The sequence below is a fragment of the Desulfosarcina alkanivorans genome, assembly GCF_009688945.1.
GTDB classification, from domain to species: domain Bacteria; phylum Desulfobacterota; class Desulfobacteria; order Desulfobacterales; family Desulfosarcinaceae; genus Desulfosarcina; species Desulfosarcina alkanivorans.
The window spans coordinates 2,686,960-2,710,749 of record NZ_AP021874.1 but is presented as its reverse complement, the minus strand read 5'-3'; the positions used below and the strand labels follow the sequence as shown (position 1 = coordinate 2,710,749).

The 23,790-nt window shown below is 58.8% G+C and carries 23 protein-coding genes; 19 read left to right on the top strand and 4 right to left on the bottom strand.

Annotated features, from left to right (window positions below):
• Positions 1 to 2: 2 nt before the first annotated feature.
• A complete protein-coding gene (locus tag DSCA_RS11940) occupies positions 3 to 407 on the top strand; it encodes an Hsp20/alpha crystallin family protein (protein WP_155316647.1) in 405 nt (134 codons plus the stop codon).
• On the opposite strand, the gene DSCA_RS11935 is transcribed toward DSCA_RS11940, so the two are convergent.
• The 3 genes from DSCA_RS11935 to DSCA_RS11925 form a co-directional block, all read right to left on the bottom strand.
• Positions 404 to 691: a hypothetical protein gene (locus tag DSCA_RS11935; RefSeq protein ID WP_155316646.1), complete on the bottom strand. Its 288-nt coding sequence runs from the start codon at positions 689 to 691 to the stop codon at positions 404 to 406. The two genes, DSCA_RS11940 and DSCA_RS11935, sit on opposite strands and share 4 nt — an antisense overlap.
• 126 nt (positions 692 to 817) lie before the next feature.
• Complete coding sequence (locus DSCA_RS11930) at positions 818 to 2,539, bottom strand: methyl-accepting chemotaxis protein (RefSeq protein ID WP_155316645.1); 1,722 nt, start codon at positions 2,537 to 2,539, stop codon at positions 818 to 820.
• Between the two features lie 424 nt (positions 2,540 to 2,963).
• The gene (locus DSCA_RS11925; protein WP_155316644.1) at positions 2,964 to 4,889 is read right to left on the bottom strand and encodes an aldehyde ferredoxin oxidoreductase family protein; all 1,926 of its coding nucleotides are present in this window, start codon (positions 4,887 to 4,889) and stop codon (positions 2,964 to 2,966) included.
• Between the two features lie 203 nt (positions 4,890 to 5,092).
• On the opposite strand from DSCA_RS11925, the gene DSCA_RS11920 reads away from it, so the two are divergent.
• Complete coding sequence (locus DSCA_RS11920) at positions 5,093 to 5,854, top strand: SDR family NAD(P)-dependent oxidoreductase (protein WP_167527737.1); 762 nt, start codon at positions 5,093 to 5,095, stop codon at positions 5,852 to 5,854.
• Between the two features lie 321 nt (positions 5,855 to 6,175).
• Here DSCA_RS11920 and DSCA_RS11915 read toward each other — a convergent pair whose 3' ends face one another.
• Positions 6,176 to 7,507, bottom strand: coding sequence for a DUF362 domain-containing protein (locus DSCA_RS11915; RefSeq protein WP_155316642.1), 1,332 nt, complete (start codon positions 7,505 to 7,507; stop codon positions 6,176 to 6,178).
• Positions 7,508 to 7,776: 269 nt separating this feature from the next.
• Here DSCA_RS11915 and DSCA_RS11910 point away from each other — a divergent pair, with 269 nt between their 5' ends.
• The 17 genes from DSCA_RS11910 to DSCA_RS11830 all read left to right on the top strand — a co-directional run bounded on the left by DSCA_RS11910 (position 7,777) and on the right by DSCA_RS11830 (position 23,758).
• On the top strand, positions 7,777 to 8,481 hold the full coding sequence (locus DSCA_RS11910; RefSeq protein WP_155316641.1) for a histidine phosphatase family protein: 705 nt from the start codon (positions 7,777 to 7,779) through the stop codon (positions 8,479 to 8,481).
• 316 nt (positions 8,482 to 8,797) lie between these two features.
• Positions 8,798 to 9,037, top strand: coding sequence for a 4Fe-4S dicluster domain-containing protein (locus DSCA_RS11905; protein WP_155316628.1), 240 nt, complete (start codon positions 8,798 to 8,800; stop codon positions 9,035 to 9,037).
• A gap of 123 nt (positions 9,038 to 9,160) precedes the next feature.
• Positions 9,161 to 10,309 carry a 2-oxoacid:acceptor oxidoreductase subunit alpha gene (locus tag DSCA_RS11900; protein ID WP_155316640.1) on the top strand — a complete coding sequence of 383 codons (1,149 nt, stop codon included), beginning with the start codon at positions 9,161 to 9,163 and terminating at the stop codon, positions 10,307 to 10,309.
• Between the two features lies 1 nt (position 10,310).
• Positions 10,311 to 11,114, top strand: a complete 804-nt coding sequence (locus DSCA_RS11895; protein ID WP_155316627.1) for a 2-oxoacid:ferredoxin oxidoreductase subunit beta — start codon at positions 10,311 to 10,313, stop codon at positions 11,112 to 11,114.
• The gene (locus DSCA_RS11890) at positions 11,115 to 11,657 is read left to right on the top strand and encodes a 2-oxoacid:acceptor oxidoreductase family protein (RefSeq protein ID WP_155316626.1); all 543 of its coding nucleotides are present in this window, start codon (positions 11,115 to 11,117) and stop codon (positions 11,655 to 11,657) included.
• A 232-nt stretch (positions 11,658 to 11,889) separates the two neighbouring features.
• Positions 11,890 to 12,663 carry a FadR/GntR family transcriptional regulator gene (locus DSCA_RS11885; protein WP_155316639.1) on the top strand — a complete coding sequence of 258 codons (774 nt, stop codon included), beginning with the start codon at positions 11,890 to 11,892 and terminating at the stop codon, positions 12,661 to 12,663.
• 148 nt (positions 12,664 to 12,811) lie between these two features.
• Positions 12,812 to 13,204, top strand: a complete 393-nt coding sequence (locus DSCA_RS11880; protein ID WP_155316638.1) for a hypothetical protein — start codon at positions 12,812 to 12,814, stop codon at positions 13,202 to 13,204.
• 31 nt (positions 13,205 to 13,235) lie between these two features.
• On the top strand, positions 13,236 to 14,231 hold the full coding sequence (locus DSCA_RS11875) for a TAXI family TRAP transporter solute-binding subunit (protein WP_155316637.1): 996 nt from the start codon (positions 13,236 to 13,238) through the stop codon (positions 14,229 to 14,231).
• Between the two features lie 246 nt (positions 14,232 to 14,477).
• Positions 14,478 to 16,379: a TRAP transporter permease gene (locus DSCA_RS11870; protein ID WP_155316636.1), complete on the top strand. Its 1,902-nt coding sequence runs from the start codon at positions 14,478 to 14,480 to the stop codon at positions 16,377 to 16,379.
• Between the two features lie 154 nt (positions 16,380 to 16,533).
• Positions 16,534 to 17,910 carry an MmgE/PrpD family protein gene (locus DSCA_RS11865; protein ID WP_167527736.1) on the top strand — a complete coding sequence of 459 codons (1,377 nt, stop codon included), beginning with the start codon at positions 16,534 to 16,536 and terminating at the stop codon, positions 17,908 to 17,910.
• 35 nt (positions 17,911 to 17,945) lie between these two features.
• The gene (locus DSCA_RS11860; protein WP_155316634.1) at positions 17,946 to 18,635 is read left to right on the top strand and encodes a class I SAM-dependent methyltransferase; all 690 of its coding nucleotides are present in this window, start codon (positions 17,946 to 17,948) and stop codon (positions 18,633 to 18,635) included.
• 12 nt (positions 18,636 to 18,647) lie between these two features.
• Positions 18,648 to 20,060, top strand: coding sequence for an FAD-binding oxidoreductase (locus DSCA_RS11855; protein WP_155316633.1), 1,413 nt, complete (start codon positions 18,648 to 18,650; stop codon positions 20,058 to 20,060).
• Positions 20,057 to 20,398 carry a (Fe-S)-binding protein gene (locus tag DSCA_RS11850; RefSeq protein WP_167527735.1) on the top strand — a complete coding sequence of 114 codons (342 nt, stop codon included), beginning with the start codon at positions 20,057 to 20,059 and terminating at the stop codon, positions 20,396 to 20,398. Before DSCA_RS11855 ends, DSCA_RS11850 begins: the two co-directional genes overlap by 4 nt.
• The gene (locus tag DSCA_RS11845; RefSeq protein ID WP_155316631.1) at positions 20,385 to 21,401 is read left to right on the top strand and encodes a (Fe-S)-binding protein; all 1,017 of its coding nucleotides are present in this window, start codon (positions 20,385 to 20,387) and stop codon (positions 21,399 to 21,401) included. The genes DSCA_RS11850 and DSCA_RS11845 overlap by 14 nt, the downstream gene beginning before the upstream one ends.
• Before the next feature lie 17 nt (positions 21,402 to 21,418).
• Positions 21,419 to 22,699 carry an MFS transporter gene (locus DSCA_RS11840; protein ID WP_167527734.1) on the top strand — a complete coding sequence of 427 codons (1,281 nt, stop codon included), beginning with the start codon at positions 21,419 to 21,421 and terminating at the stop codon, positions 22,697 to 22,699.
• 67 nt (positions 22,700 to 22,766) lie between these two features.
• Complete coding sequence (locus tag DSCA_RS11835) at positions 22,767 to 23,447, top strand: DUF1847 domain-containing protein (RefSeq protein ID WP_155316629.1); 681 nt, start codon at positions 22,767 to 22,769, stop codon at positions 23,445 to 23,447.
• A gap of 71 nt (positions 23,448 to 23,518) precedes the next feature.
• The gene (locus DSCA_RS11830; RefSeq protein WP_155316628.1) at positions 23,519 to 23,758 is read left to right on the top strand and encodes a 4Fe-4S dicluster domain-containing protein; all 240 of its coding nucleotides are present in this window, start codon (positions 23,519 to 23,521) and stop codon (positions 23,756 to 23,758) included.
• Positions 23,759 to 23,790 lie beyond the last annotated feature (32 nt).

The window sequence follows — 23,790 nt, the reverse complement described above, 5'->3', positions numbered from 1 at the left end:
TCATGTCTGAGTCAAAAGAACTGAAGGTCAGAGAAAAGCAGCCATTGGATTCAGCCGCCGAGCAGACCAAGCCGGGCCCGGTGTTTACCCCCAATGTGGATATTTTCGAGACCGAAAAAGCCATCACGCTGCTGGCGGATATGCCCGGTGTGAAGGCGGATAATCTCAATGTGGATCTTCGCGACGATACCCTGACGCTGACGGGAGAGGTAGGGCCCGCCGCGGGGACGCCCGGCGAGAAGATATACGTGGAATATGAAACCGGGCGCTATTACCGCCAATTCTCCCTGTCCGAGGTCATCGCCCAGGAAAAGATCGATGCAAAGCTCAGTGACGGGGTGCTGCGGCTTACCCTGCCCAAGGTCGAAAAGGCCACGCCCAGGCGCATTGCGGTGCAGGCCGGTTAACGGATGATCGCTTGCCGGGAGCAATGCTGGTTGCTTCCGGCAAGATAGTCCAGTCCATCGATGCTGATGGACCTGTGCAGGGGGTCGGCGGATGAGAATTTCGCTGGCGCCGTCGCTTCTCCTGACGCTGGCGCCCGGGCGGGGCCGGGTGCCGGACCGCCTGCCTGAAGTGCCCGCAGGGCCGTGACGGCCAACGATGCCATGGCAAGCGTGATCCGCCGGCACCGAAACAATCGGTCTCCCCTGGTTGACGGCCGGCTGTTCGTTGTTCGATTCGTATTCATGCCGTGCCCCTTTCTCTATGTAATCGAGCAAGCAGGCGGTGATTGTCAGCCATGGAGAGCGGCTTCGACCGGATCTGGAGCCGGGCCAAGATCCGTTTGAGATCACTTCATGCCCAAACGAAGCGATCAAACCCTGAAGCTGCCCACGATGGTGTTCAATTCTTCAGCCATGCCCTTGAGGTCGTCGGCACTGACCTTCACCTGGTCACTGCTGTTGGCCATCTCGCTGGAACTCTGGTTGACCACGGCGATGTCGCCGGTAATGTCCGCGGCCACCGTGGAACTCTGGTTGACATTCTCGTTGACCTCCTGAATGCCTCGGGACGCCTGGGCGATGTTGTTGGCGATTTCCTGGGTCGCGGTGCTCTGCTCCTCCACGGCCGTGGCGATGGTGCCGACGATGTCGTTGACGCTGTCGATCACCCCGGTGATCTCGTTGATGCCCTTGACGGTGCCGTCGGTGCTGCCCTGGATATTGGCGATCTTTTCCTTGATCTCCAGGGTCGCCTCGCTGGTCTGTTTGGCCAGTTCCTTGATTTCGTTGGCCACCACGGCAAAACCCTTGCCGGCCTCGCCGGCCCGGGCCGCCTCGATGGTGGCGTTGAGGGCCAGCAGGTTGACCTGCTCGCTGATTTCGGTGATGGTCTCCACCACCTTGCCGATGCCCTGGGCGGCCTGTCCTAAACCATCCATCTGACCGGAGGTGTCCCGGGCCTTGTGCACGGCCTGCTCGGAGATGGATCGGGCCTTTTCGGCGTTCCGGGCGATCTCGTTGATGGTGGCGGTCATCTCCTCGGCGGCGGTGGCCACCATGGAGGTGTTGGTTGACGATTGTTCCATGGCTGCGGCCACGTTGTTCAGACTGGCGCTCATTTCTTCGGCGGCTGTGCTCACATTGTTTGCCCGGCTGGAGGTTTCACCGGCACCGCGGGACACCATGGTGGCAATGTCGGACAACGCTGCCGACGAGTGATTCATGTGGGTGGCGTTGTCAGCAATTTTTTTGATCATCGGCTGGAGCTTTTCAAGGAACGTGTTGAACCAGCCGGCCAGTTCGGCAATTTCATCCCTGGAGGCAATCTCGATGCGCTTGGTCAGGTCCCCCTCGCCCTCGGCGATGTCCTGGAAGCTGGCGATCATCTCCTTCAATGCCCGCACGATGCCGAAGGCGATCGACAGGCACAGGGCAATGATGGCGGCGAAGATGATGCCCGACACCAGGACCATGCGGGTGGTGCGGCTGGAGACCATGGAACCGATTTCATCGGCCATCCGGGCCTGGTAGACGTCGATGTTGTCCAGGTAGACGCCGGTGCCGATCCACATGCTGGTTCCCGGAATCATCTCTGCATATGTCAGTTTGCGGGTGTCGCCGGCTCCCGGCTTGGACCAGATGTAGTTTACGAACCCGCCGCCGTCCCTGGCCCTGTCACGCATTTCCTGGACAATCATTACGCCGTTTTTATCTTTGATTCCCGCCAGATCTTTTCCCTGGAGCTCTTTTTTGGGGGGCAGGGCCACATTGGTGGTACCGTCGTACACAAGAAAGTAGCCTGACCGGTCGCTTTCATAGCGGATCTCATCGACCAGGCTGCGGATGACGGCGACCGCTTCCGCTTTATCGGTGACACCCTTGATGGCTGTACCAATCATCATCGCCGCCGTGTGGGTAGCCACCTGGAGCTTGGCCTTCTGATCCGTCAGCATCACCTCGCCGGTTTTTTCGATGCCCAGGTCCTTGACCCCGCTGCTGCTGCTCACTGAAAACAGGACCATGGTGACGAACAGAACCAGGATCGATATGTTGATGATATACATTCTGCCTTTGACGGACAGCCGATTCAGCATGATGGTGCCTCCTGTTGTAGGTCGTGTTCATCCAGAAATAGGAAAATTGGGTCGAGATCAAGGCGCGCGAAAAATTTTACCGCAGGCATATGCCTGATATTCCAAGGATAAAATTTTGAGCGCAACGCAGATATCGGACAAATTGGCCATTTATGGATGGGCACTATGTAGAGAAATATGCCACGATGTAGCATCGTTGTTGCCTGTTGTTTATTGGCGCTTTTTATCCAACCTTTAGGCCGGTGGACTATTTTTCTGGATAAAATTATCCTGACAGTCCGCGATAATTCCGATCGAACCGATTCACCTGATCGCGGCGGGTGAAGGATGCCATGGAATGGGATAGGGGGTGGCCGTTGATATGGAGGAACCAGGCATTTGGAAGGTGAATAAAACGGGGCTTTTTTACGATGGCGGGCGTGTTTCAGTCGCTTAAGGCGTCCAGATCCACAACGTCCAATCCCAGTTTTTTCACGGTTTTCTCAGTGGGAACGCCTTCCGTGTCCCAACCTCTGAGCCGGTAGTAGGCGGGCAGCATCTGCTCGATGGGGACCCCCGAGTTTTTCCCGGCGCCCGGCAACGGATCCCCGGTAAACCGCTTGGGCAGGGTGTCGGCCGCCTTGCCGATGCCTTCACGCAGGTTGAACAGGCGTTCCAGGGTGTACCCGCGAGCACCAACCCGCGAAAAGCGGCCGAAATCCATTTTCATGCCGGTCACCTGTTTGATCACTTTGGTGTGGGGCAGCAGGGGCAGGTGGAATCGCATGAAAAAGGGCGGCACTTTCAGCAGAAGCTCGACCGCCGGCCAGGAGAAGGTCATCAGCCGGGTGATGGTTTTGGCCACCCAGCGAAAGCGGGATAGGGTAAAGGCGATCCTGGGCACGAAGGTCCAGGATGTGAACAGGCAGTTGCCGCCGGCGCTGATGGCGGCCAGCAGGTCCTGGTCCAGGATGACCCACCCGGGTTTGGAGCGCCGGTGCAGGGGGTCGAGGGTCACCGGACCGGTCACCTCCAGGTAGATCAGGTAGCCGCCGTCCAGATGGCAGGCCCCGCGGCTGGCCGTGGCATAGCCCAGGCCGTGGCCCACCGAGGCGCGGGGTTCGTAGGCGGCGATCTCCAGGCCTTTGACATGGGCGGCAAAGGCCTGACCGCCGTATTTTTCGGACAGGGCTCTTACCCCTTCGGCCAGGTCCGCACCGACGCCACGGCGGTAGGCGATGTCTTCTATAACGGCGGAGATGTTCTCCTTTGTACCGAAGCGGAGGCCGTTGTCCCACATGCCTCTTTCATTGAGTTCCATGGCAAAGCCGAGCAGGTTGCCCACGGTGATGGTGTCCATGCCCAGAAGGTCCAGTTCGTAGTTCCAGCGGATGATGGCCTCCAGGTCGTCGATCAGCAGGTTGGCGCCCATCAGGCAGAGAATTTCGTATTCGGGGCCTTTGACGTTCTTGCCGTCCAGTTCCACCACCCGGCCGCAGCGGATGGGGCAGGAGGCGCATCCGTCGTTTCTGACCAGGTACTCCCGTGCCAGCCGCTGACCGGAAATTTTTTCGGCGTTTTCATAGCTTCCACGGGAGAAGTTTCGGGTGGGCAATGCGTTGCCGGCGGACAGGGCCGTGAGAAAAACGGCAGTGCCGTAGCGGGGTGCCGCCTCGCCGGTGGCCGGGTGCCCCTTGAGCATGCGGGTCCATTTTTTAACGCTTTTCTTGAAACGCGTTTTGTCGCGGATGGGGATCTTGCATTTTCCCCGGGCCACGACGCCCTTGAGGTTTTTGGACCCCATGACGGCGCCCATGCCCGTACGGCCGTGGCTGCGCTCCTGGGAGACCACGGTGGCGAATTTGACCCGGTTCTCCCCGGCCGGACCGATGGCCAGGGTGCCGCCCTTGCCCATGGCCGCCTGGGCGGCCTGGGTGTCCAACCCCCAGAGTTCTTCGGCGTTGTGGATGGCCACGCGGTCCTGATCGATTTCGATATAGACCGGTCCGGGTGCCCTGCCGCGGACGATCATGCCGTCCCAGCCCGCCCGCTTGAGGCGGATACCGAAACTGCCGCCGCTGTTGGAGTGGCCCACGGCACCGGTGAGGGGGCTTTTGGCGGAGATGTCGTAGCGGCTGGTGGACGGGGCCCCGGTGCCGGTGAGGGGCGAAGTCATGACAATGAGAATGTTTTCTTCGGAAAGGGGATCGGTGCCCGGCGTAAGCTGGTCCCACATGATCTTGGTGGACAGGAACCGGCCGCCGAGAAATCGCTCCCGATCCTTGTCGGAGATCGGATACTCGCCGATGGCCCCGGTGGACAGGTTGATGTCCAGTATTTTTCCCGTATATCCGCCGAATCGGCTTGCCATAGGGTCTCCAATCCTTTTTTCTGTTCTCAGGCGGACGTGACGGCGGGGCGCGCCGGTGCGTTTCTTTAAAGGGCGCCCGATTGACTTTTCATAGGGAATCCATTAGGTGAAGTCAAGATGAATAGAATCCTGTTATAAAATCGAATCAGATTCATAACCTGGTTCGGTTATCCGAACGCTCAATCGATATGTTGGAGACAACAATGGCAAGCATTTCGTACGGATTAGAGGGAAACGTCGTGGTGGTGACCGGCGGCAGCCGGGGCATCGGTCTGGACCTGGCCAGAACGCTGCTGGCCGAGGGCGCCCGGGTGGTCATCTGCGGCCGCAAGCAGGCGGGGCTGGATGCGGCCGCGGCTGAACTGGACGGGGGGGATCGTTTGCTGGCCATTCCGGCCCACGTCGCCCGTGAAGCCGACGTGGACCGGCTCTTCGACCAGACCGTGGCGCACTTCGGCCGGGTCGATGCACTGGTCAACAATGTGGGCATGAACCTGATCACCGGGGTGGTGGATGCCGAACCGGCCCTGTTCAGCAAGATTGTCGACTCCAACCTCACCGGCACCTGGCTGTGTTCCCGAAAAGCGGCGCAGCTGATGCGGGAGCAGAAGGCGGGCCGGATCGTCAGCATCACCTCTATCGCCGCCCGGCGGGCTGCCCCGTTCATGGGCATCTATGGCATCGCCAAGGCGGCCATCGAGATGATGACCCGAACCCTGGCCCAGGAACTGGCGCCCTTCAACGTCCAGGTCAATGCCGTGGCGCCGTGCATGGTGCGCACCGGTTTCTCACAGCCTTTCTGGTCCAACGACGACCTGCTCAAGGAGATCGTCAGGGCGATTCCCATGGGCCGCATCGCCGAAACCGTGGACGTGGTGCATCCGGTCTTGTTTTTGTGCTCACCGGGTGCCGGTTTTATCACCGGACAGATCCTGATGGTGGACGGCGGGGCCAGCGCGGTGTAACGATGCGGGCCGTGTGATCTGGCTTTGCGCCGATGGTTCGGGCAGACCTTGATGATGGACGGCGGGGCCAACGCCGTACAGATATCTCATTTTTGGGATACCTATGACTAACAGCGGCTCCGTAAAACACATCCGATATCTGCGTTACGCTTCATCCCGCGTCATTGCGGCGTAAACCCTTACGCCTCCAATCCTTGGAACTCGCAATCCTTGATCTTGAACGGTTTACGAACCCTTCCAACCCGCAGGCGTCTGAAATCCATCCGTTTTCTTGGTTTCTTGCTTGACGCCATGCAGTCCTATTGATCTTTTCTTCCGACCTCAGTCTTCCACCCGGAAAAAGCCCTCCTCGAACTCCGGCCGGTCCTGGTAGCGGGCCATGTAGAATCCGGGCAGCTGGTCGATATTTTCGAACAGGCCCGGATCGGCATCGATGCCGGCCTGGTGCAGGGCCTTGACGATGTCCGACGGTCGGGGTGGACACCCCTTGACGGCGATCATCCGGTTGATGTCCGGGTTGTTTTTGTGCTTCTGGTACATGCACTTGCCCAGCAGGATGGTGGCCTGCATTCCCGGCGTCGGATCCATGCGTTTGCCGGTGAGGATTTCGATTCGGTCCCAGGCCTGCCCTTTCCAGGCAAAGCGAATGGCCGTGAGTGTCAGGCCGTTGAGCTGGCTGCAATAGGTGCACATGGTATCGTCGTATTTGCGGTAAAACACGCCTTTGATGCCCTGTTTGGCCAGCGAAGCCGGCAGTTCACCGTGTTCATCGCTGGTGTAGGGAAAATCGAAATTATGCGGCCGGGCCAGATCCTCTGGCGCCGCGCCCACCACCCGAACGTCGGAAAGGTCCGTGGGCCGGCCGCGGTTGGCGGCGGCCAGGGCCAGGTGGGGCACCTGGTCCGGTTCATAGCCGAGGAGCCGTGCGCCGACCATGTCTGCCGACAGGATGTCCGATGATGCCACCAGGATATCGCTGCGTCGCATGCTGCCGTCGGGGCCGGGGCCGCGCTCCAGGGTATAGATGCCGTCGATGAGGGTGAACACCGGCGGCAGCCGGTCGGCCAGGCGGGCCACCATGAAGTCCAGGTTCTTGCCCGGATCCGCATTGTGGCAGCGTTTGCGCGAAGGGATGTCGATGGTGCCTTTGAGATTTTTGATGCCCAGGCTGACAACAGTCTGGTTGTGGGCTTTCATGGCGGGCAGATCGACCACCAGGTCGCAGTTGAGGATATCCGTGTTGAAGTTCAGTGAAACACCGTCTCCCAGGTCCACTCCTTCAAACGGACGCTCGAAGACGTTGATCGTCCTGACCCCGTATCGCCGTTCCAGGACCCTGTAGCCAAGGGTCTCGAAGGCATGGGCCGGCGTCCGGCCGTCTTTGGGGTTCTGGGTGACCATGCCTTCGCCGATGGTAATATCGTCGACCCCCTTGTCCTTCAGCAGCCGGACCATGTCTTCCACGACCCGCGAGGTGGTGATGACCCCCCATTTGGGGAAGGCGACCGCTCGGGTCCAGAAAACGATATTGGGTTTGATGAACACGCGCATGCCGGATTTCAGATTCTCCAGACCATGGCACAGGTCTACGGCGTGTTTTACGGATTCCCGGGGCTTTTGATAGCGAACGACTGCAACGGTTGATGATATCATAACGGCTCCTTGGTCACATCTAAGGGTACTTGAAATTTCGGGCGCTGCCCGTCGGCGCTATCCTACTTCCCGATCGCTGCCGGCACAAGCGAAATGAATCAATATTCATTTTTCTTGACGATTCTGATCCGCCTGGGATAATTATCCGTAATCGGATCCAATAAGGTCGGTCCTGTTTCAAACCGGTTAGAACCTTCCTTGTCGATGCCGCGCTGGCGGGCATTCCGCAATGCAAACCGATAACTCCAAAAAGTGAATAAGGTACCCGGATGAATGAAATCTATTTTGTTCGGCATGGTCAGGCGTCATTCGGTCAGCCGGCGTACGACCGGCTGTCCACTGTCGGTGAGCGGCAGGCTGAGTTGCTGGGCAGGCACTTCCGCGACACCGGCATCCGGTTCGATGCCGCCTACTCCGGCGCACTGAGGCGGCAGGTGCAGACCGCCACCATCGCCATGGACCAGATGAATGGTGAATCGACGCCGAAGCTGACCATCGATGCGGATTTCAATGAAATGGACAGTTCCGACCAGATGATGAATCGCCTGTTCACCGTAATCAAGGAAGACCCCGAGCTATCAGAGCAGATGAAGCATATCCATACCGACCACGGTGCTATCGGACGGATCTTCGACGTTGCCGAAAAGGCGGACATGATGCCTGTCCAGATTGACACGCGCCTTAAAATGGCGCAGCAGTTCAGGGAGCGAATCGGCGGTGCCATCGACAAGCTGGTGCGCAAGCTGGAGGACCACAAGAAAGTGGTCGTGTTCACCTCCGGCGGACCCACGGCCGTCGCCCTGCGCCGGACCCTGGACACCTCCAGAGAACAGACGGTCCGCCTGGGCTGGGAACTGCGCAATACCTCCATTACCGTGCTGCGCCATCATCAGGATCAATTGTGGCTGGTGCTCTTCAATTGCGTGGCGCACCTGGAGGCCCAGAACGATCCGGATTTGATTACCTATATTTAGTGGCTGCCTGCGTTGCCGAAACGCGCTCCCGTGCCCTTTTCACTTCGTTCGCCGGACCAACGCAATTCCAGGCCCGGCCTGCCCGTTTTTCCAACCGGCTGCCTGCGGCTGCAGGCTGTTCATTACCCCATTGAAAAACAAAGCAATTTGACCTTTCGAGCTTTAAAACCCCAAAAGGCCGGAAAACAATTCGCTTTTTCTTGACAAGGGGCTATCGAGCTTCTATGAGGGCACCATTTTGCGGCGGTTGGAAAACAGGCCTCTTTACGAGATCCTGCCAAGCATGAACGAAAGGGTAAAAAGTCGGGGAAGACACATGCCAAAAACAAAGTTGAAGGAACACCGGATCAACCGGGACTGGTGCAAGGGCTGCGGGATCTGCGTGGCGTTCTGCCCGAAGTCGGTACTGGAACTGGACGCTCAGGACAAGGCGGTGGCGGTGCGTATTGAGGACTGCATCGCCTGCCGGCTGTGCGAACTGCGCTGCCCGGACCTGGCCATCGAGGTGACGGTGGCGGATCAGAAGCCAGAAGCCGGGAGTCAGAAGTCAGAATAAATCGGTGCCGCCGAAGGCGACATCCTTTCCTTCTGAATTCTGGATTCGGCCTCCTGAATTCAGGCACTGCAAACCAACGGTTTACCAGACATTACTGAGAAACCAGGCAACAGAGGCAAAGCCATGACCAGACAGATTAAATTCATCCAGGGCAACCAGGCCTGCGTGGAAGGGGCGCTTTACGCGGGGCTGGATTTTTTCGCCGGCTACCCGATCACGCCGTCGACGGAGATTGCCGAGCATTTATCGAAACGGCTGCCGCAGATCGGCGGCAAGTTCATCCAGATGGAGGACGAGATCGCCTCCATGTGCGCGGTCATCGGCGCGTCTTTGACCGGGCACAAGGTGCTGACGGCCACGTCGGGGCCTGGGTTTTCGCTCAAGCAGGAGGCGCTGGGGTACGCGGTGATGGCGGAGATTCCGTGCGTGATCGTGAACGTCCAGCGCGGGGGTCCGTCGACGGGGGTGCCGACCCACGTGAGCCAGGGTGACGTGATGCAGGCGCGCTGGGGGACCCACGGGGACCACAGCATCGTTGCGCTGACGGCGTCGAACCACCAGGACGTGTTCGCCATGACGGTCGAGGCCTTCAACATCGCCGAGACCTTCCGCACGCCGGTGGTGCTGCTGTTCGACGAGGTGGTGGGCCACATGCGCGAGCGGCTTGAGATCCCGGAGCCGGGGGAGATCCCGCTGGTGGAGCGGCTGCGCACGGCGGTCAAGGGGGGGGTGGACTACCATCCCTACCTGCCGCGCGAAGACGGGCGGCTGCCCATGAGCGACTTCGGCGGGGTTCACCGCTACAACGTGACCGGGCTGGTGCACGACATGTGGGGGTTTCCGTCGGACAACCCCAAGATCGTTCACGGGCTGCTGCGTCACCTGGTGGACAAGATCGAGAACAACGCGGCCCAGATGGCGCGCTACAAGACGTTTTACCTGGAGGACGCGGAGACGGTGCTGGTGTCGTTCGGTTCGTCAGCGCGCAGTGCGCTGCACATCGTGGAGAGCCTCCGGCCGCGCGGAGAGAAGATCGGCCTTCTGGAACTGCAGACGCTGTGGCCGTTTCCGGCGGAGGTCATCCGCCAGTACTGCAACGCGGCCAGGACCACGGTGGTGGTGGAGATGAACATGGGGCAGGTGTGCCAGATGGTCAAGACCACGGTGGACCACCCGGAGCGGGTGTTTCTGGCCAACCGAATCGACGGCGCGTTCATCACGCCCACGGACATCAAGAACATACTTCGCCTGATCAAGGGCAAGGGGGTCTAAGATGGCAGTCAACGACTATATCCGGGAGCGGTTTTTTCCCCACCTGTGGTGTCCGGGCTGCGGTCACGGGATCGTCCTCAACGGCCTGATCCGCGCGGTGGAGCGGCTGGGGATGAGCCGCAACGAGATCGTGATGGTGTCGGGCATCGGTTGCTCGTCGCGCATTTCGGGGTACATGGATTTTCACACCCTGCACACGATCCACGGTCGGGCCCTGGCGTTCGCCACGGGTGTGAAGCTGAGCAAGCCGGAGCTGAACGTGATCGTTCCCATGGGCGACGGGGACGCGCTGTCCATCGGTGGCAACCACTTCATCCACGCGGCGCGGCGCAACATCGACATCACGGCCATCGTGATGAACAACCGCATCTACGGGATGACCGGGGGCCAGTACAGTCCGCTGACGGGCCCGGGGATGATGGCGACGACGGCGCCGTACAGCAACATCGACCAGGGTTTCGACGTGGTGGAGATGGCCCGGGCGGCCGGTGCGACGTTCGTTGCGCGCACCACGACCTACCACGTGCAGCAGATGGCGGACATCATCCGCAGCGCGGTGCTGCACGAGGGGTTTTCGGTGGTGGAGGTGATGAGCCAGTGCCCGACCTACTTCGGACGCAAGAACCGGCTGGGCAGCGCCGTGGACATGATGACGCGCATGAAGGAGATGACGGTGCCCATCGGCTCGAAGAAAAAGGCGGAGAACCCGGATCTGATCGAGCGGGGTATATTCGTACAGACGGACAAGCCCGAGTACTGCAGCGAGTACAACCGGATCATCGAGCGGGCCATGGGGGGACGATAGATGGAACGATGCAGAATGGTGTTTTCGGGGTCTGGCGGCCAGGGGGTGATCACGGCGGCGATCATCCTTGCCGAGTCGGCGGTGCTTCACGAAGATCTGACGGCGGTTCAGACGCAGGCTTACGGTGCCGCGGCGCGCGGGGGTGCGACGCGCTCCGACGTGATCATCTCTGACACCCAGATCAACTTTCCCAAGGTGATCCAGCCCAACGTGCTGGTGTGCCTGACCCAGGAGTCGTACAACACGTTTTACGACATCATCCGCCCCGGAGGTCTTTTGATCATGGACACGCGTTTCGTCCGGCCGCAGCTGAAGGTGGACGCCCGCCAGCGTCAGCTGCCCATGTACGAGACGGTCATGGACCGGATCGGCAAGCCGATCGTGTTCAACATCTGCATGCTGGGGGCGGTGGTGGGGATGACCGGCCTGGTGCAGCCGGCGTCGATCATGAAGGTTCTGGAGCAGCGCATCCCGTCGGGTTTTCTGGAGATGAACCACCAGGCCCTGGAACTGGGGCTGGAACTGGGCCGGAACGCCGGTTAAAGCCCGGCTTGTCGTTTGTGGTTTCTGGTCTGTGGCTTTGAGTGGCGACCAGCAACCACAAACCCGCAACCAGAGACCAGGAAACACAGACCACAGACCGACCGCTTTCCTTCAACCCCTTTTTCGGAAAAGGTTTGACATCGGAATGCGGTTCCTATAGTGGTATGACAACAGACGTCGAACGACAGACATTAGTCGTTGACACCATCGACCCACTGGAAAGGACGTCGACATGGCAGGCTACAAGTCCCTGAAAAAACCGTTGCTTTCCCAGGAAGTGAAAAACGCGATCCAATCCTCCATTGCGGATGCAACCTTTAAACCCGGTGAGAAGCTGCCTTCGGAGAGGGAACTGGTGGACCAGTTCCAGGTGAGCCGGGTCACCATCCGTGAGGCTCTGAGGAACCTGCAAAGCGCCGGCCTGATCGAAATACGAAGAGGCGTATATGCCGGTGCATACGTGTCGGAACCCAATTCGGATCCGATCACCGAAAATTTTCGCAACCTCATTCACATGGGGCACATTGGTTTTTCGCACCTGATCGATGCGCGCCTCTATATCGAACCGCGGGCGTCGGAAATTGCCGCGAAGTACCGCAGTGACGACGATATTGACCGGCTGCGGCAGCTTTTGGACCGGGCCGAATCTCAAATTCCCAACTCGCGCAAAGACGCCCGGTTGACGAATGTTTCTTTTCACTGCGAAGTCGCCAAAATCACCAAAAACCCGATTATCATCTTCATCACGGAATCGATCACCCAATCCTATTCCGCCACAATCATCGAGTTGACCCGAACCCGGCTCAAACGCCAGGTAATCCAGAAGTTCATCCAGGGGCACCGGGAAATCCTCGATGCCATCATTAAACGCAATTCGGCCGAGGCCTATGAAATGACGCGCAGGCATCTGCTGGCTACCTACCAGGCATACGCCCGGGTCATGCCTGCAGACCAGGTGCAGGAAATCGACCGCCGAATACGGCAGGAGAACCACTTCGGAGGTTAAGAACGTATCCACCAAAAATCATCCACGGTGAGAAAACTCGAAACGATCCCCCGAATAATCTTCCATTTTCAGAATACAAGGACACAACCAAAACAACCCCACCACAGAAAAGGAGAATGTTATGCCCAGGCTGAGTCGGATTGGATTTATGGGAAGCGTCTTGTTGGCGATGGTGATCTTTGGTTTTTGCGGATGCGCCACCACGGCGGTTGAGGTCAAGGAAGATGCTTTCGCCCAGAATATCAATTATGAGATCGCCCCTTCGGCGGAAATTACAAAGATCGCTTATTGCATCAAGCCATACAAGGGCACCGACCGTCTGCACATGGCCCTTTCGGTGAAAAACATGTCGTCTGAAACCAAGCGGTTTCGCGTCAATATTTTCCTGCCGGACGGTACATCGGCGGGCGGGTTGTATCCCCGCAAGGTCAAGGGCGATGTGACCGGGGTGCCGGCCGGAGAGGAGCACACGCGTGAGTTTCCGATGCTCTACAATCAGTTGCCCAGTGGTTTCACGATTTTGGTCAAAGAGCTTGGCTAACCCCATTCGAAGGATTCTAAAGGAGGGCATTATGTCTGTAAAAGGCTTTTTAATCCGGTTCATGAAATTCAGCAGCGTCTCATTAATCGCACTTCTTGTCGTGGCCGCGCCGCCGGCATCAGCCATCGAATTTATCTCTTTCGGGACCGGGAGCCCGGCGGGAACCTATTATTTCCTGGGGGCCGGCTTCGCTTCATTGATCAACAACCATGTCCCCAATGTTCGTGTGGCTGCGGAATCCACGGCCGCTTCCAACGAAAATGCCCGTTTGATGATCCGGGGGGAAATGGAAATGGGGCTGGCCTGCATGGGCACCCTCAATGGCATCAAGGAGCAGGGCCTGGATGTCGATAAGATCCGGTTGATCGCCATCGGCCATACCAGCGATGTGCACTGGATCGTACGCAAGGAATCCAAGATCGAGTCCATCGCCGATTTCAGGGGGAAGGTGATCGGTGTCGGTCCGGCCGGAAGCGCCACCCTCAACGTGGTATCGAAAAAGCACCTGAAGAACGGCTGGGATCTGTCCTTCGACGACTTCTCTCCGAAATACATCTCTTTTTCGGAAGTGACCCGAGGCCTCCGGGACCAGACCATCGACGCCGGCCTGATTTTCGCCGGTTCACCCCTGGCGTCCGTTATGGAACTGGCCCGGGACATCCCGATCCGGATTCTGGACATCAAGCCCGATATGCTCCAAGGGCTGCGCAGCCAGTTCAGCAATGTCGTACCGCTGACCATATCGGCAGGCACCTACAATGGCATCGACCAGGATATCCACACCTATTGCCTGCCGCAGATGTGGATCTGTCGGACCGATTTGCCGGAGGACCTGGTCTACAATATCATCAAGGCGGTTTATGACCATCCGGGGGACAGGGATGCCATCCATCCCATGGCCAAGATGTATACACCGGAAAACGCCTTCCGCGGATCTCCCGGTGTTCCCGTCGGTTACCATCCGGGAGCGGTCAGGTATTACAAGGAGAAGGGCATCTGGGATCATCGGTCAGAGCATTACGAATAACCGGAATGGACGTGCAGCGTCAGCACTTGCCTGCACGTCCGCCACGCCCTGTCCACAGGCCTTGGAAGCACTTTGGAACGGATCGGGAGGGGCCCGTCGAAGCGGCCGCTCCCACAGCCGGAGACATCGCAGCGTATCGTCCGCAAAACGCCATACGGAAAGCACCATAGGTCGGGTCCGCCGTCGGGCAGATGGGTGGCCGCCCACCTGAAGCGTAGCGAATAATCGGAAAAAACGGGGTCAATCATGGAGAACCAAACCGCACCGCCCGCAGTACACCCCCCACTTCTCATCCGCGTCATTGCCATTGCCATGAGCCTTTTTCAGCTTTATACGGGCATCTTTCAACTGACCGCCATGAACCAGCGGGTCATTCATGTGACCTTCGCCCTGGTGTTGATTTTTCTGGCCTACGGTTTCGATCAAAAGAAGAAACTGCGTATTGCCTGGCATGGATACCTGATGGCGGGCGCTGTCCTTTTGATGGGAATATATGTGTTGTGCAACTGGTTCAAGAAAATCGGCGAATGCGGCATGTGTCCTCCCTGGTACGAACTGGCCATGGGGACCGTTTTTCTGCTGATGTGCATCGAAGCCGCCCGCAGGACACTGGGTTGGATTTTTCCGGTGATCGCCGTGGCGGCGATGATGTACGCCCGCTTCGGCGAAATGCTGCCCGGTTTTATAGCCCATCGCAACTACTCCTTCGAGCGTATCGTCAGCAACATGTTCATCACCACCGACGGCGTTTTTGGAATGCTGGCCGGAATCTCTGCAACGTACATCTTCCTGTTCATTCTCTTTGGCGCGCTTCTGCGGGCCGCCGGTGGTGGTGAATTTTTCATCAATCTCTCTTTCGCCCTTTTCGGGCACGTACGCGGCGGTCCTGCAAAAATCGCCGTGGTGGCCTCATCCCTGTTCGGAATGCTTTCGGGCAGCGGCACGGCCAACGTGGCGGGCACCGGCCAGATCACGATCCCGCTGATGAAGCGCAGCGGCTACAAGCCCCATTTCGCTGCCGCCGTGGAAACGGTTTCCAGTGCCGGCGGCCTGCTCATGCCGCCGATCATGGGCAGCGCCGTCTTCATTATCATGGAGGTTCTGGGCGTCAACTACGTCACCATCATGAAAGCCGGGGGCCTGGCAGCCATACTATACTATGTCGGGCTGTTTCTGATGATCGACATTGAAGCCCAGAAACTGGACATGGCCGGTATGCCCAGGGAGGAACTCCCCAGCTTGAAGCAGACGCTCAAAGAAGGCTGGTTTTTCTTCATCCCGATTTTCGTCCTGATTTTCTTTCTGGTATACTCCAAGGTCTCGGTGACCCGGGCGGCTTTCTGGGGCGCCGTTTCCATCCCCCTGTGCAGCCAGTTGGCCGGCCCCGGCCGGCGGATGACCATCCGCCAGTTTTTCGACGGCCTCGAACAGGGCGCCCTCACGGCGCTGCCTGTCGTTGCCATCCTGTCATTGGGCGGCGTCGTACTGGGCATGATCACCCTGACCGGTCTGGGACTGATGATGTCGGGCCTGCTGATCAAAATGTCCGGTGGCAACCTGCTGCTGCTGCTGCTTTTGACGATGGTCGCCTCGATTATCCTCGGCATGGGTGTACCGCCCGTAGCCGCCTATATCGTGCTGTCCATTCTTGTGGTGCCGGCCCTGATCAAGCTCGGGGTTTACCCGCTGGCAGCCCATCTCTTCGTCTTCTATTTCGCCACCATCGCAGGCATCACGCCGCCCATGGCGCCGGACGCCTTCGTGGCCGCCGGGATCGCAGACGCACCCATGATGCGCACTTCGTTCACGGCCTGCCGTCTGGCCCTGGTCATCTTCATTGTGCCCTACATGTTTGTCTACAACAACGCCTTGCTGTTGATCGGCAACAGCGGACAGATTGTCCAGGTGTGCATCACCTCCTTTTTTGGGGTGCTCGCCCTGGCCTGCGCCGCCCAGAACTATCTTGGGGGCCGGCTGACCATCCTTCTCCGGTCGCTGCTGTTCATCGGCGGCGGATGCCTCATTTATCCCGGCCTTTATTCGGACATCGCAGGACTGGCTCTCGTCATCGTGATCCTTTGCATTCGGGTTCCCGATCTGGTCAAACGGTTTACCATCGGTCTGATCCACCGGCAGCAGGCCACCTGACCGTGAGAAATGGGATCATGACTTGTTTTGATACCCCGATGGGGCCGTACGTTCAGAAAAGGAGAGGCCCTCGCGGCAGGCCCACGGACGATGTCCGGGGGGTGCCCGTTGAATGCCGGATGCTTCCCCCCGAATGGAAAATGACGGAGACGACATGCCAACCATAGAACCATCTCTGGAACAACTGCTGGTCGATCACATTGCCGGTACCGGCTTCGATGACCTTGATGCGCAAGCGGTCAGTTGCTGCAAAAAACTGATCCTGGATGCCCTCGGTGTGACCTTCCCGGGACGCCAGGCACCGGGGTGCCCGGAAATAGTCGACCTGCTCGCCACCTGGCAGACGGCACAGGGCGCTTCGGTGTTTCTGTCCGGTATTCAGGCGCCGCCGCCGCTGGCCGCCATGGCCAACAGTGCCATGATGCATGCCCTGGATTTCGACGATACGCTTGATGCTTCGGCCCTGCACACTTTCGTAAATGTGTTGCCCGCTGCACTGGCGGCAGCAGAGACCGGAAAAAAGGTGGGGGGAAAGGAACTGATCACCGCCCTGGTGGTCGGCGTGGACCTCATCTGCCGAATCAGCCTGGCCATTGACAGCCCCCTTTCCTGGATCCGAACGGCCACTTGCGGCGGTTTTGGCGCCGCTGCCGCCGCCGCCAAGGTTCTCGGTCTCGACAGGGAACAGATTTTCAACGCTCTCGGTGTGGTATACGGACAGACCTCCGGCAACGCTCAAGGGCTGATTGAAGGCCGACTGGTCAAGCGGATGCAACCCGGTTTTGCCGCCTCCGCCGGTGTGCTTTCCGCTTTTCTGGCCGGCCGCGGCATCACCGGCAGCCGGCGGTTCCTCACCGGTGCATACGGGTTCTACCCGCTATACGAGCAGGGCGTGTTCACCCCTTCAGCGGTCACCGAGGGCCTGGGCGCGCATCATAGCATTGTTGATTTGAGCATCAAGCCCTATCCAAGCTGCCGGATGACCCATTCAAGCATTGGCGCCGCACTGGCCCTGAAGGACCGGGTGGGGCCGGTAGATGCCATCGGGCAGGTCGACGTGTCCGTTTCCGCCATGGTGGCTGAAATGGTGGGCAAGCCTTTTGAGATCGGGGACAACCCGCAGGTCGACGCCCAGTTCAGCATCCCCTATACCACGGCGTGCGCCCTTGTCCGGGGCGATGTCTTTCTGCAGGATTTTGAACCCCGGGCCATCACCGATTCCGCGGTGATGCGCCTGGCCGACCGCGTCCGGGTCGTTGCCGATCCGACCCTTCCTTCAAAGGATATCCTTCAGGCCCGCATGAAAATAACCCGGGGGGACGGAACCGTTGCCCGCGAACGGGTCCCGGTGCCTCTGGGCAATCCCCAAAATCCCATGAACGAGGACCAGTGCCGCAACAAGTTCCTCAAATGCATCGATTTCAGCGGAATTGAAATCCAGGATGCGGCCCGCGACGAGCTGTTCTCCATGGTCGATCATCTGGAATCGCTGACCGATGTGAATGATCTCGTCCGAATCATGGCCGGCTGAGCCGGTCCCCAAAAACTGAAGATCAGGTGCTTTTTATGACGGTAAAAGAACTTTTCGACGCCGGGGCCCGGAAATACGACGGCAACCGACGAAAGGTCATCTACTGCTTTGACGACTTCTACGGAACCCTGTTGGATTTGATTCCCTTCGCACCGGCGGACCGGTTTTCCTTTCTTGACCTGGGTGCCGGAACCGGTCTGGTTTCCGCGCTGATCCGGGAACGGTTCACCAGGGCCGAGGCGCACCTTCTCGATAATTCCGAAAAGATGCTGACCCTGGCCCGGGAACGGTTTTCCGGGGAAACAGGCGTGGATTTTTACGTCCGGGACTACGCCCGTGAAGAACTGCCCGGCCCACACCCGCTGATCGTTTCGGCCATGTCGGTCCATCATTTGTCCGATTCGGAAAAACAGCGGTTGGTGCAGAGGGTCTTCGAGAGGCTGACCCCCGGCGGGTATTTTATCCATGCCGAGCTGGCATTGGGCGCAACGCCGGCCACGGAAGCGCTTTATCAGTCCTTTTGGCGCCGGCACCTGGGCTCAACCGACATCGAGAAAGAAGCACTTGACGCGATCTATCAGCGGATGGCCTGCGACCGGCCCGCCACTTTGGATCATCAACTTGCCTGGATGAGAGCGGCCGGTTTCGCGGACGTGGATTGTTTTTTCAAGCACCACAATTTTACGGTTTATGCGGGTAAAAAAACGGAAAAGCCATATGAATAAGAGGAGAAACCAATGGATGTCGGCCTTAAACAGCTTACCAGAGATTTAGTCAATATCGTCGGCCAGGACAACGCCTTTAGCGACCGGCCCACCGCATTGGCCTACGCCAAGGATACCATGCCCTGGGACGTAGAGCCCCACCACATGCCTTACGCGGTGGTCCGGCCGGCGGACAGTCGGGAGGTTTCCGCCATTTTGACCTATGCCAGTGCCAAAAAGATTCCGGTGCACACCCATGGGTCCGGCACCTCCCTGGTCGGCCTCGGCCGGCCCAAAACCAACGCCATTGTGCTCGACACGGCCCGGATGCAGGATCTGAAAATATTCCCGGAACGGGGGTACTTTGAAGTCGGTCCGGGGATGCACATCGGAAATCTCAGAAAAGCGCTGGCGCCTCACAACGCCCTGTTGCCGATCTTTCCCGGGAGCGAACCGATCGCCACCATCGGCGGCTCCGTTTCGGTAAACACCAGCGCCCATGCGGTGGATGCCAGCCTCTGCAAGCCGGGGGACTATGTGCTGGGAATGGAAGTGGTCCTGGCCACCGGCGAGATCCTTCAAACAGGGACGCAATCGACCCGCAAGCCGGCCGGTATCGAGGCGACTAAATTTCTCGTGGGTTCCGAAGGCCTGCTTTGCGTAATCACCCGGATCCGCATGCGCCTGATTCCCAAGCCGCACATGGCGAACATCGTGGCCTATTTCAACAGCACCGAAGAGATTCTCGATACGGTGATGGCCATGTACCGGGAAGGGATGCACACCCCCTTGTTTTTCGAATACCTGGATGAGAAATCCTCAAAGGTCGGATTTGAGGCCGTGGGGCTTGAGGCCCCTCCCGGTGCCGTTGCCATGATGAGCATGCACTCAGCCACCGAGGTGGGCTGTCGGGAAAAGGCCCGTATTTTCCTAGAATTCGTCAAGAAAGCGAACCCCATCGAAGCCCGGATCGTCTCCGATGCGGCCGAATGGGATAAGATCTGGAGCAGTCGGGCGGAGGCGGGAAATTACGTGTACCGGCTCGGTTCGACCTTCGGCAGTGAGATTACGCCCCGGGTGGACAAGCTCAAGCTCGCCTTCCGGGAAGCGAAAGAACTGATTCTGAACCTGGACAGTTTTAAGGGAAATGAGTTTTACTCCTTCGGCCACATCGGTGCGCCGACCATCCATGGCTATGCCTTCATCCCCACCAAAGACATTTCCAACGAGGTGAAAAAGGCTGTCACCCTTGAGGTCCGGGAAAAAACCGAGGCCCTCAACGTCAAGTACGGCGGATGCGGCGGTGAATGGGGCCTGACGGCCCAGCGTGCCGGGTTCCTGGAAAAGAAGTACGGCCCGGTTTACACCCAAACACTGATTCGGCTTAAGAAGACTTTCGATCCTGAGAATATACTCAATCGAGGGAACCTGGAGGGCTGGTTGTGAACAGAGACGACAGGGAACAGGAACTGCTTCTTCAGGAACTGGCCAAATGCCGTTCGTGCAGGTTTTGCGTGGATGTCTGCCCCACCTACCAGGCCTTCGGGGGCGTCGAGAGCTTTTCCTCGTACGGACGCATGCAAATTGTAAAACACCTGCTCAACGGCGTGCTTGAATTGGACGATGCGCTGACATACTGCCTTTACAGCTGCCTGCAATGCCGCCGCTGTGAGGTTGTTTGCAAGAGCAAGGGACAGAATCTGGATATCTGTGAACTGATCCAGCGTGGCCGCCGTCTGCTTTCGGATCGGTTGGTTCAGGGAGGAAAACATGCGAAACTCTAAGGTCTTGATTTCACAGGCCCTGAACACCATCCGCGGCAACCTGGAACGGACCGGGGATCCGCTGGGCTTGAAAAATGCGTACTGGACGCGGTGGGCCGGCGGGCTGGGTCTGCCGGCTCGCGGCGCGGCGCTGCTCTATACGGCCCGGATGTACCAGATGCTTCCCTACGTGGTTCAGACCACGGAAATGGCAGCGGCCGCACAGCCGCTGCTACCGATGCTGTCGGTCAAGGCGTTCGCGAAAATGGCCGAGATGGCCGGTGCCATAGCCGCCGATCCCATTATCCGCCTGGGCGCCCGGCGCGAGGGAGATGTCCGGGAACGGTCCGAATCCGCCCTCAAGGGCATTGTTGCCGCCCTGAAAAGGGCCGGTACGCCGCCGGCTTACCTCCATGAGAACGAGCTTTACAGCGGGGTCCTGTTATACGACCTGGGGCTGGAAGAGGCGGTCGTCCCCATCGCCCGAGAGGTATACCGGACGCTCAACGCATCCGGAAGCCAGACGGTTGTGACGGTCGATCCCCACACCACCTTCATGCTTCGAAAGATATACCCCCGCTATATTCCGGGCTTCAACCTGAACGTTCGCCATTACCTGGAAGTACTTGCACAAACCGAAACCATCTTTCCAGCAATCAGGCCGGACGGGATTCCGGAAAGAATCGTCCTGCACGACTCGTGTGTGATGACCCGGGACCTGGGTGTCGTGGAGCCTGCCCGGACCGTTTTGTCCCGGATGGGCGTCGAGGTGGTCGAACCCGAAAACAATCGCGTCAACACCGCCTGCTGCGGCGGGCCGGTCGAATATGCCTACGCGGATCTGAGCCGGTCGATCTCATGCATCCGGGCCAGAGAGCTGGCCGGGCGATGCCGTGACGTTCTGGTGGCATGCCCCATCTGCCTCATCAACCTGATGAAGCATGAGAAGGACCTGAGCATCCGGGTCTGGGACATGGGAGAACTCCTGCACCGGTGTTTCGCCGCGCCGTCCTCAAAATGGTAGCGGGAGGGGGGGACAGTATGGCTTTTTCGCAACCGCTGGCCAGGGCCACGGGGCAAACCGGATATCGGTGGGCGGTCTTTGCGATCCTGTCGCTCCAGTACCTGCTGGTCTACTTCCACCGGGTCTCTCCGGCACTCATGACCCGGGAGCTGGTGTCGGCTTTTTCCATCAGCGGGGCTTCCCTGGGCCTGCTTTCCTCTGGCTATTTCTATCCCTACGCCCTGATGCAGCTGCCGGTGGGGGTGCTGGCGGACAGCTGGGGCGCCCGCAAAACCATTGCGCTGTTTTCGACCCTGGGTGCCGCCGGAGCGATTCTCTTTGGACTGGCACCCAATTTCCATGTGGCCACGGCTGCCCGGATCCTGGTCGGCCTCGGTCTTTCCGCTGTTTTCGTGCCGGCCATGCGGGTTTGCGCCGGTCTGTTCAATCCCAAGGAGTACGCGGCGGTATCCGGGTTGCTGTTGGCCATGGGCGGCGTCGGTTGGTTTGTTGCCGCCACCCCCCTGACATGGATGACGGCTTTCTTCGGATGGCGGGGGACTTTTGCCGGCATCGGCAGCCTGACGATCCTGTTGGCCGTGGCCACCTGGCTGGTGGTGCCGGAACCACCACCGGGATCGGTGGACGCCGGCAAGGTGAATTCAGTCGACCGTCGACCCGGGGTATGGACCGGTCTGGGGGTCGTGTTGTCCACCGGCCGATTCTGGCCGCTGGCCGGCTGGTTTTTCTTTTTCGGTGGCATCCTCTTCGGGTTCTGCGGGTTGTGGGCGGGTCCTTTCCTGATGGATGTCTGCGGTCTTTCCAAATCCGAAACCGGAAACATTCTGGCCATGATCGCTTTGGGTACCATCGCCGGCGGCCCTTTGCTGGGCCGCATCTCGGACCGGATGGTACGTCGAAGAAAGACGGTGGTCTGGTTCGCCTCCCTGGTGCAGGTCATTCTCTGGATCCTGATCTTTTCGTTCAGGACCCGCCTGTCATACGCAGCCCTCTTTCCGCTGTTTTTTCTGTTCGGGATTTTCGGCAACGGGGTGGCGGTGGTCGCCTTTGCCGCAGCCAAAGAGCTTTTTCCCGGTTGGATGGCCGGCACAGCGGTGGGAAGCGTCAACTTTTTCGCATTTTTAAGCGCCGCCGTTTACCAGCCGCTGACGGGATGGATTATGGACAGGACCGGAAAAACGGGTGGCGCCTATCCGCCCGAGGCATACACGCCGGCCCTGGTTTTTTTTCTGATTACAAGCGTTTTTCTTCTGGTCTGCATCTCCTTTTTCAGCGAGGAGAGCAGGATGGGCGATTGAACCATAATGGAAATAGATGACCTAAAAACAGGCGGAACACTAAATTCTTTTTCGAACAGGAGCTGTAATGGAAAGCAGAGCCCATTGCGCAAGATGCCGTATCCCCAATAACGAAAAAATATGTAAAAGGGAATCCGGCGGTCGTCATCCAGAATTTTGTCCTACCGTCAACTATCGTGAACTCGCAGAGAAAATTCTCGATAGCTACCATTATCCGGCAGTTGCCGAATTCGCACGAATGGCCTCGATCCAGGAAGCCGAATGCTACGCCAACCGCAATCCGGGGCCCTATGTTCTTCAGCCGACCAAGTCTCGAATTCAGGAAACCGTCGAGTTTGCCAAAAAGCTCGGCTGCCGCAAGCTGGGGCTCGCCTTTTGCGGAGGACTGCAAAAGGAAGCGGGCCTCGTCGCTGACATATTTGAATCTCAAGGATTTGTACTGGCTTCCGTTTCCTGCAATTGCGGCGGTATCGCCAAGGAGGCGATCGGGCTCACCGATGCTGAAAAAGTGAACGTCGGGAGCTATGAAACCATGTGCAACCCTTTGCTTCAGGCCGAAATATTGAATCGGGAAGAGACTGATCTGAACGTAGTGCTCGGCCTTTGTGTGGGGCACGACGCCATGTTTCTCAAAAGAGCCGAGGCCTTCAGCACCGTACTGGCCGCCAAAGACCGGGTAACCGGCCACAATCCCCTTGCGGCGGTCTATACGGTCCACTCCTATTACCAGAAGCTTAAAAAGCGGTAAGCGGCTTTATGTTTATGTGCCGGAGAATATGAAACCCGCTGTTTGGAAAAGAATAAGGAATCACAGGTAACATGCCAAAAACAAAGTTGAAGGAACACCGGATCAACCGGGACTGGTGCAAGGGCTGCGGGATCTGCGTGGCGTTCTGCCCGAAGTCGGTACTGGAACTGGACGCTCAGGACAAGGCGGTGGCGGTGCGTATTGAGGACTGCATCGCCTGCCGGCTGTGCGAACTGCGCTGCCCGGACCTGGCCATCGAGGTGACGGTGGCGGATCAGAAGCCAGAAGCCGGGAGTCAGAAGTCAGAATAAATCGGTGCCGCCGAAGGCGACATCCTTTCCTT

What these genes read in the sequence shown, in the direction of transcription:
- DSCA_RS11860 (WP_155316634.1), top strand. Translation starts at nt 17,946, where the DNA reads ATGACGGTAAAAGAACTTTTCGACGCCGGGGCCCGGAAATACGACGGC.
- DSCA_RS11905 (WP_155316628.1), top strand. Translation starts at nt 8,798, where the DNA reads ATGCCAAAAACAAAGTTGAAGGAACACCGGATCAACCGGGACTGGTGC.
- DSCA_RS11875 (WP_155316637.1), top strand. Translation starts at nt 13,236, where the DNA reads ATGTCTGTAAAAGGCTTTTTAATCCGGTTCATGAAATTCAGCAGCGTC.
- DSCA_RS11900 (WP_155316640.1), top strand. Translation starts at nt 9,161, where the DNA reads ATGACCAGACAGATTAAATTCATCCAGGGCAACCAGGCCTGCGTGGAA.
- DSCA_RS11935 (WP_155316646.1), bottom strand. Translation starts at nt 691, where the DNA reads ATGAATACGAATCGAACAACGAACAGCCGGCCGTCAACCAGGGGAGAC.
- DSCA_RS11870 (WP_155316636.1), top strand. Translation starts at nt 14,478, where the DNA reads ATGGAGAACCAAACCGCACCGCCCGCAGTACACCCCCCACTTCTCATC.
- DSCA_RS11910 (WP_155316641.1), top strand. Translation starts at nt 7,777, where the DNA reads ATGAATGAAATCTATTTTGTTCGGCATGGTCAGGCGTCATTCGGTCAG.
- DSCA_RS11890 (WP_155316626.1), top strand. Translation starts at nt 11,115, where the DNA reads ATGGAACGATGCAGAATGGTGTTTTCGGGGTCTGGCGGCCAGGGGGTG.
- DSCA_RS11885 (WP_155316639.1), top strand. Translation starts at nt 11,890, where the DNA reads ATGGCAGGCTACAAGTCCCTGAAAAAACCGTTGCTTTCCCAGGAAGTG.
- DSCA_RS11895 (WP_155316627.1), top strand. Translation starts at nt 10,311, where the DNA reads ATGGCAGTCAACGACTATATCCGGGAGCGGTTTTTTCCCCACCTGTGG.
- DSCA_RS11880 (WP_155316638.1), top strand. Translation starts at nt 12,812, where the DNA reads ATGGGAAGCGTCTTGTTGGCGATGGTGATCTTTGGTTTTTGCGGATGC.
- DSCA_RS11835 (WP_155316629.1), top strand. Translation starts at nt 22,767, where the DNA reads ATGGAAAGCAGAGCCCATTGCGCAAGATGCCGTATCCCCAATAACGAA.
- DSCA_RS11940 (WP_155316647.1), top strand. Translation starts at nt 3, where the DNA reads ATGTCTGAGTCAAAAGAACTGAAGGTCAGAGAAAAGCAGCCATTGGAT.
- DSCA_RS11855 (WP_155316633.1), top strand. Translation starts at nt 18,648, where the DNA reads ATGGATGTCGGCCTTAAACAGCTTACCAGAGATTTAGTCAATATCGTC.
- DSCA_RS11845 (WP_155316631.1), top strand. Translation starts at nt 20,385, where the DNA reads ATGCGAAACTCTAAGGTCTTGATTTCACAGGCCCTGAACACCATCCGC.
- DSCA_RS11840 (WP_167527734.1), top strand. Translation starts at nt 21,419, where the DNA reads ATGGCTTTTTCGCAACCGCTGGCCAGGGCCACGGGGCAAACCGGATAT.
- DSCA_RS11865 (WP_167527736.1), top strand. Translation starts at nt 16,534, where the DNA reads ATGCCAACCATAGAACCATCTCTGGAACAACTGCTGGTCGATCACATT.
- DSCA_RS11925 (WP_155316644.1), bottom strand. Translation starts at nt 4,889, where the DNA reads ATGGCAAGCCGATTCGGCGGATATACGGGAAAAATACTGGACATCAAC.
- DSCA_RS11915 (WP_155316642.1), bottom strand. Translation starts at nt 7,507, where the DNA reads ATGATATCATCAACCGTTGCAGTCGTTCGCTATCAAAAGCCCCGGGAA.
- DSCA_RS11920 (WP_167527737.1), top strand. Translation starts at nt 5,093, where the DNA reads ATGGCAAGCATTTCGTACGGATTAGAGGGAAACGTCGTGGTGGTGACC.
- DSCA_RS11830 (WP_155316628.1), top strand. Translation starts at nt 23,519, where the DNA reads ATGCCAAAAACAAAGTTGAAGGAACACCGGATCAACCGGGACTGGTGC.
- DSCA_RS11930 (WP_155316645.1), bottom strand. Translation starts at nt 2,539, where the DNA reads ATGCTGAATCGGCTGTCCGTCAAAGGCAGAATGTATATCATCAACATA.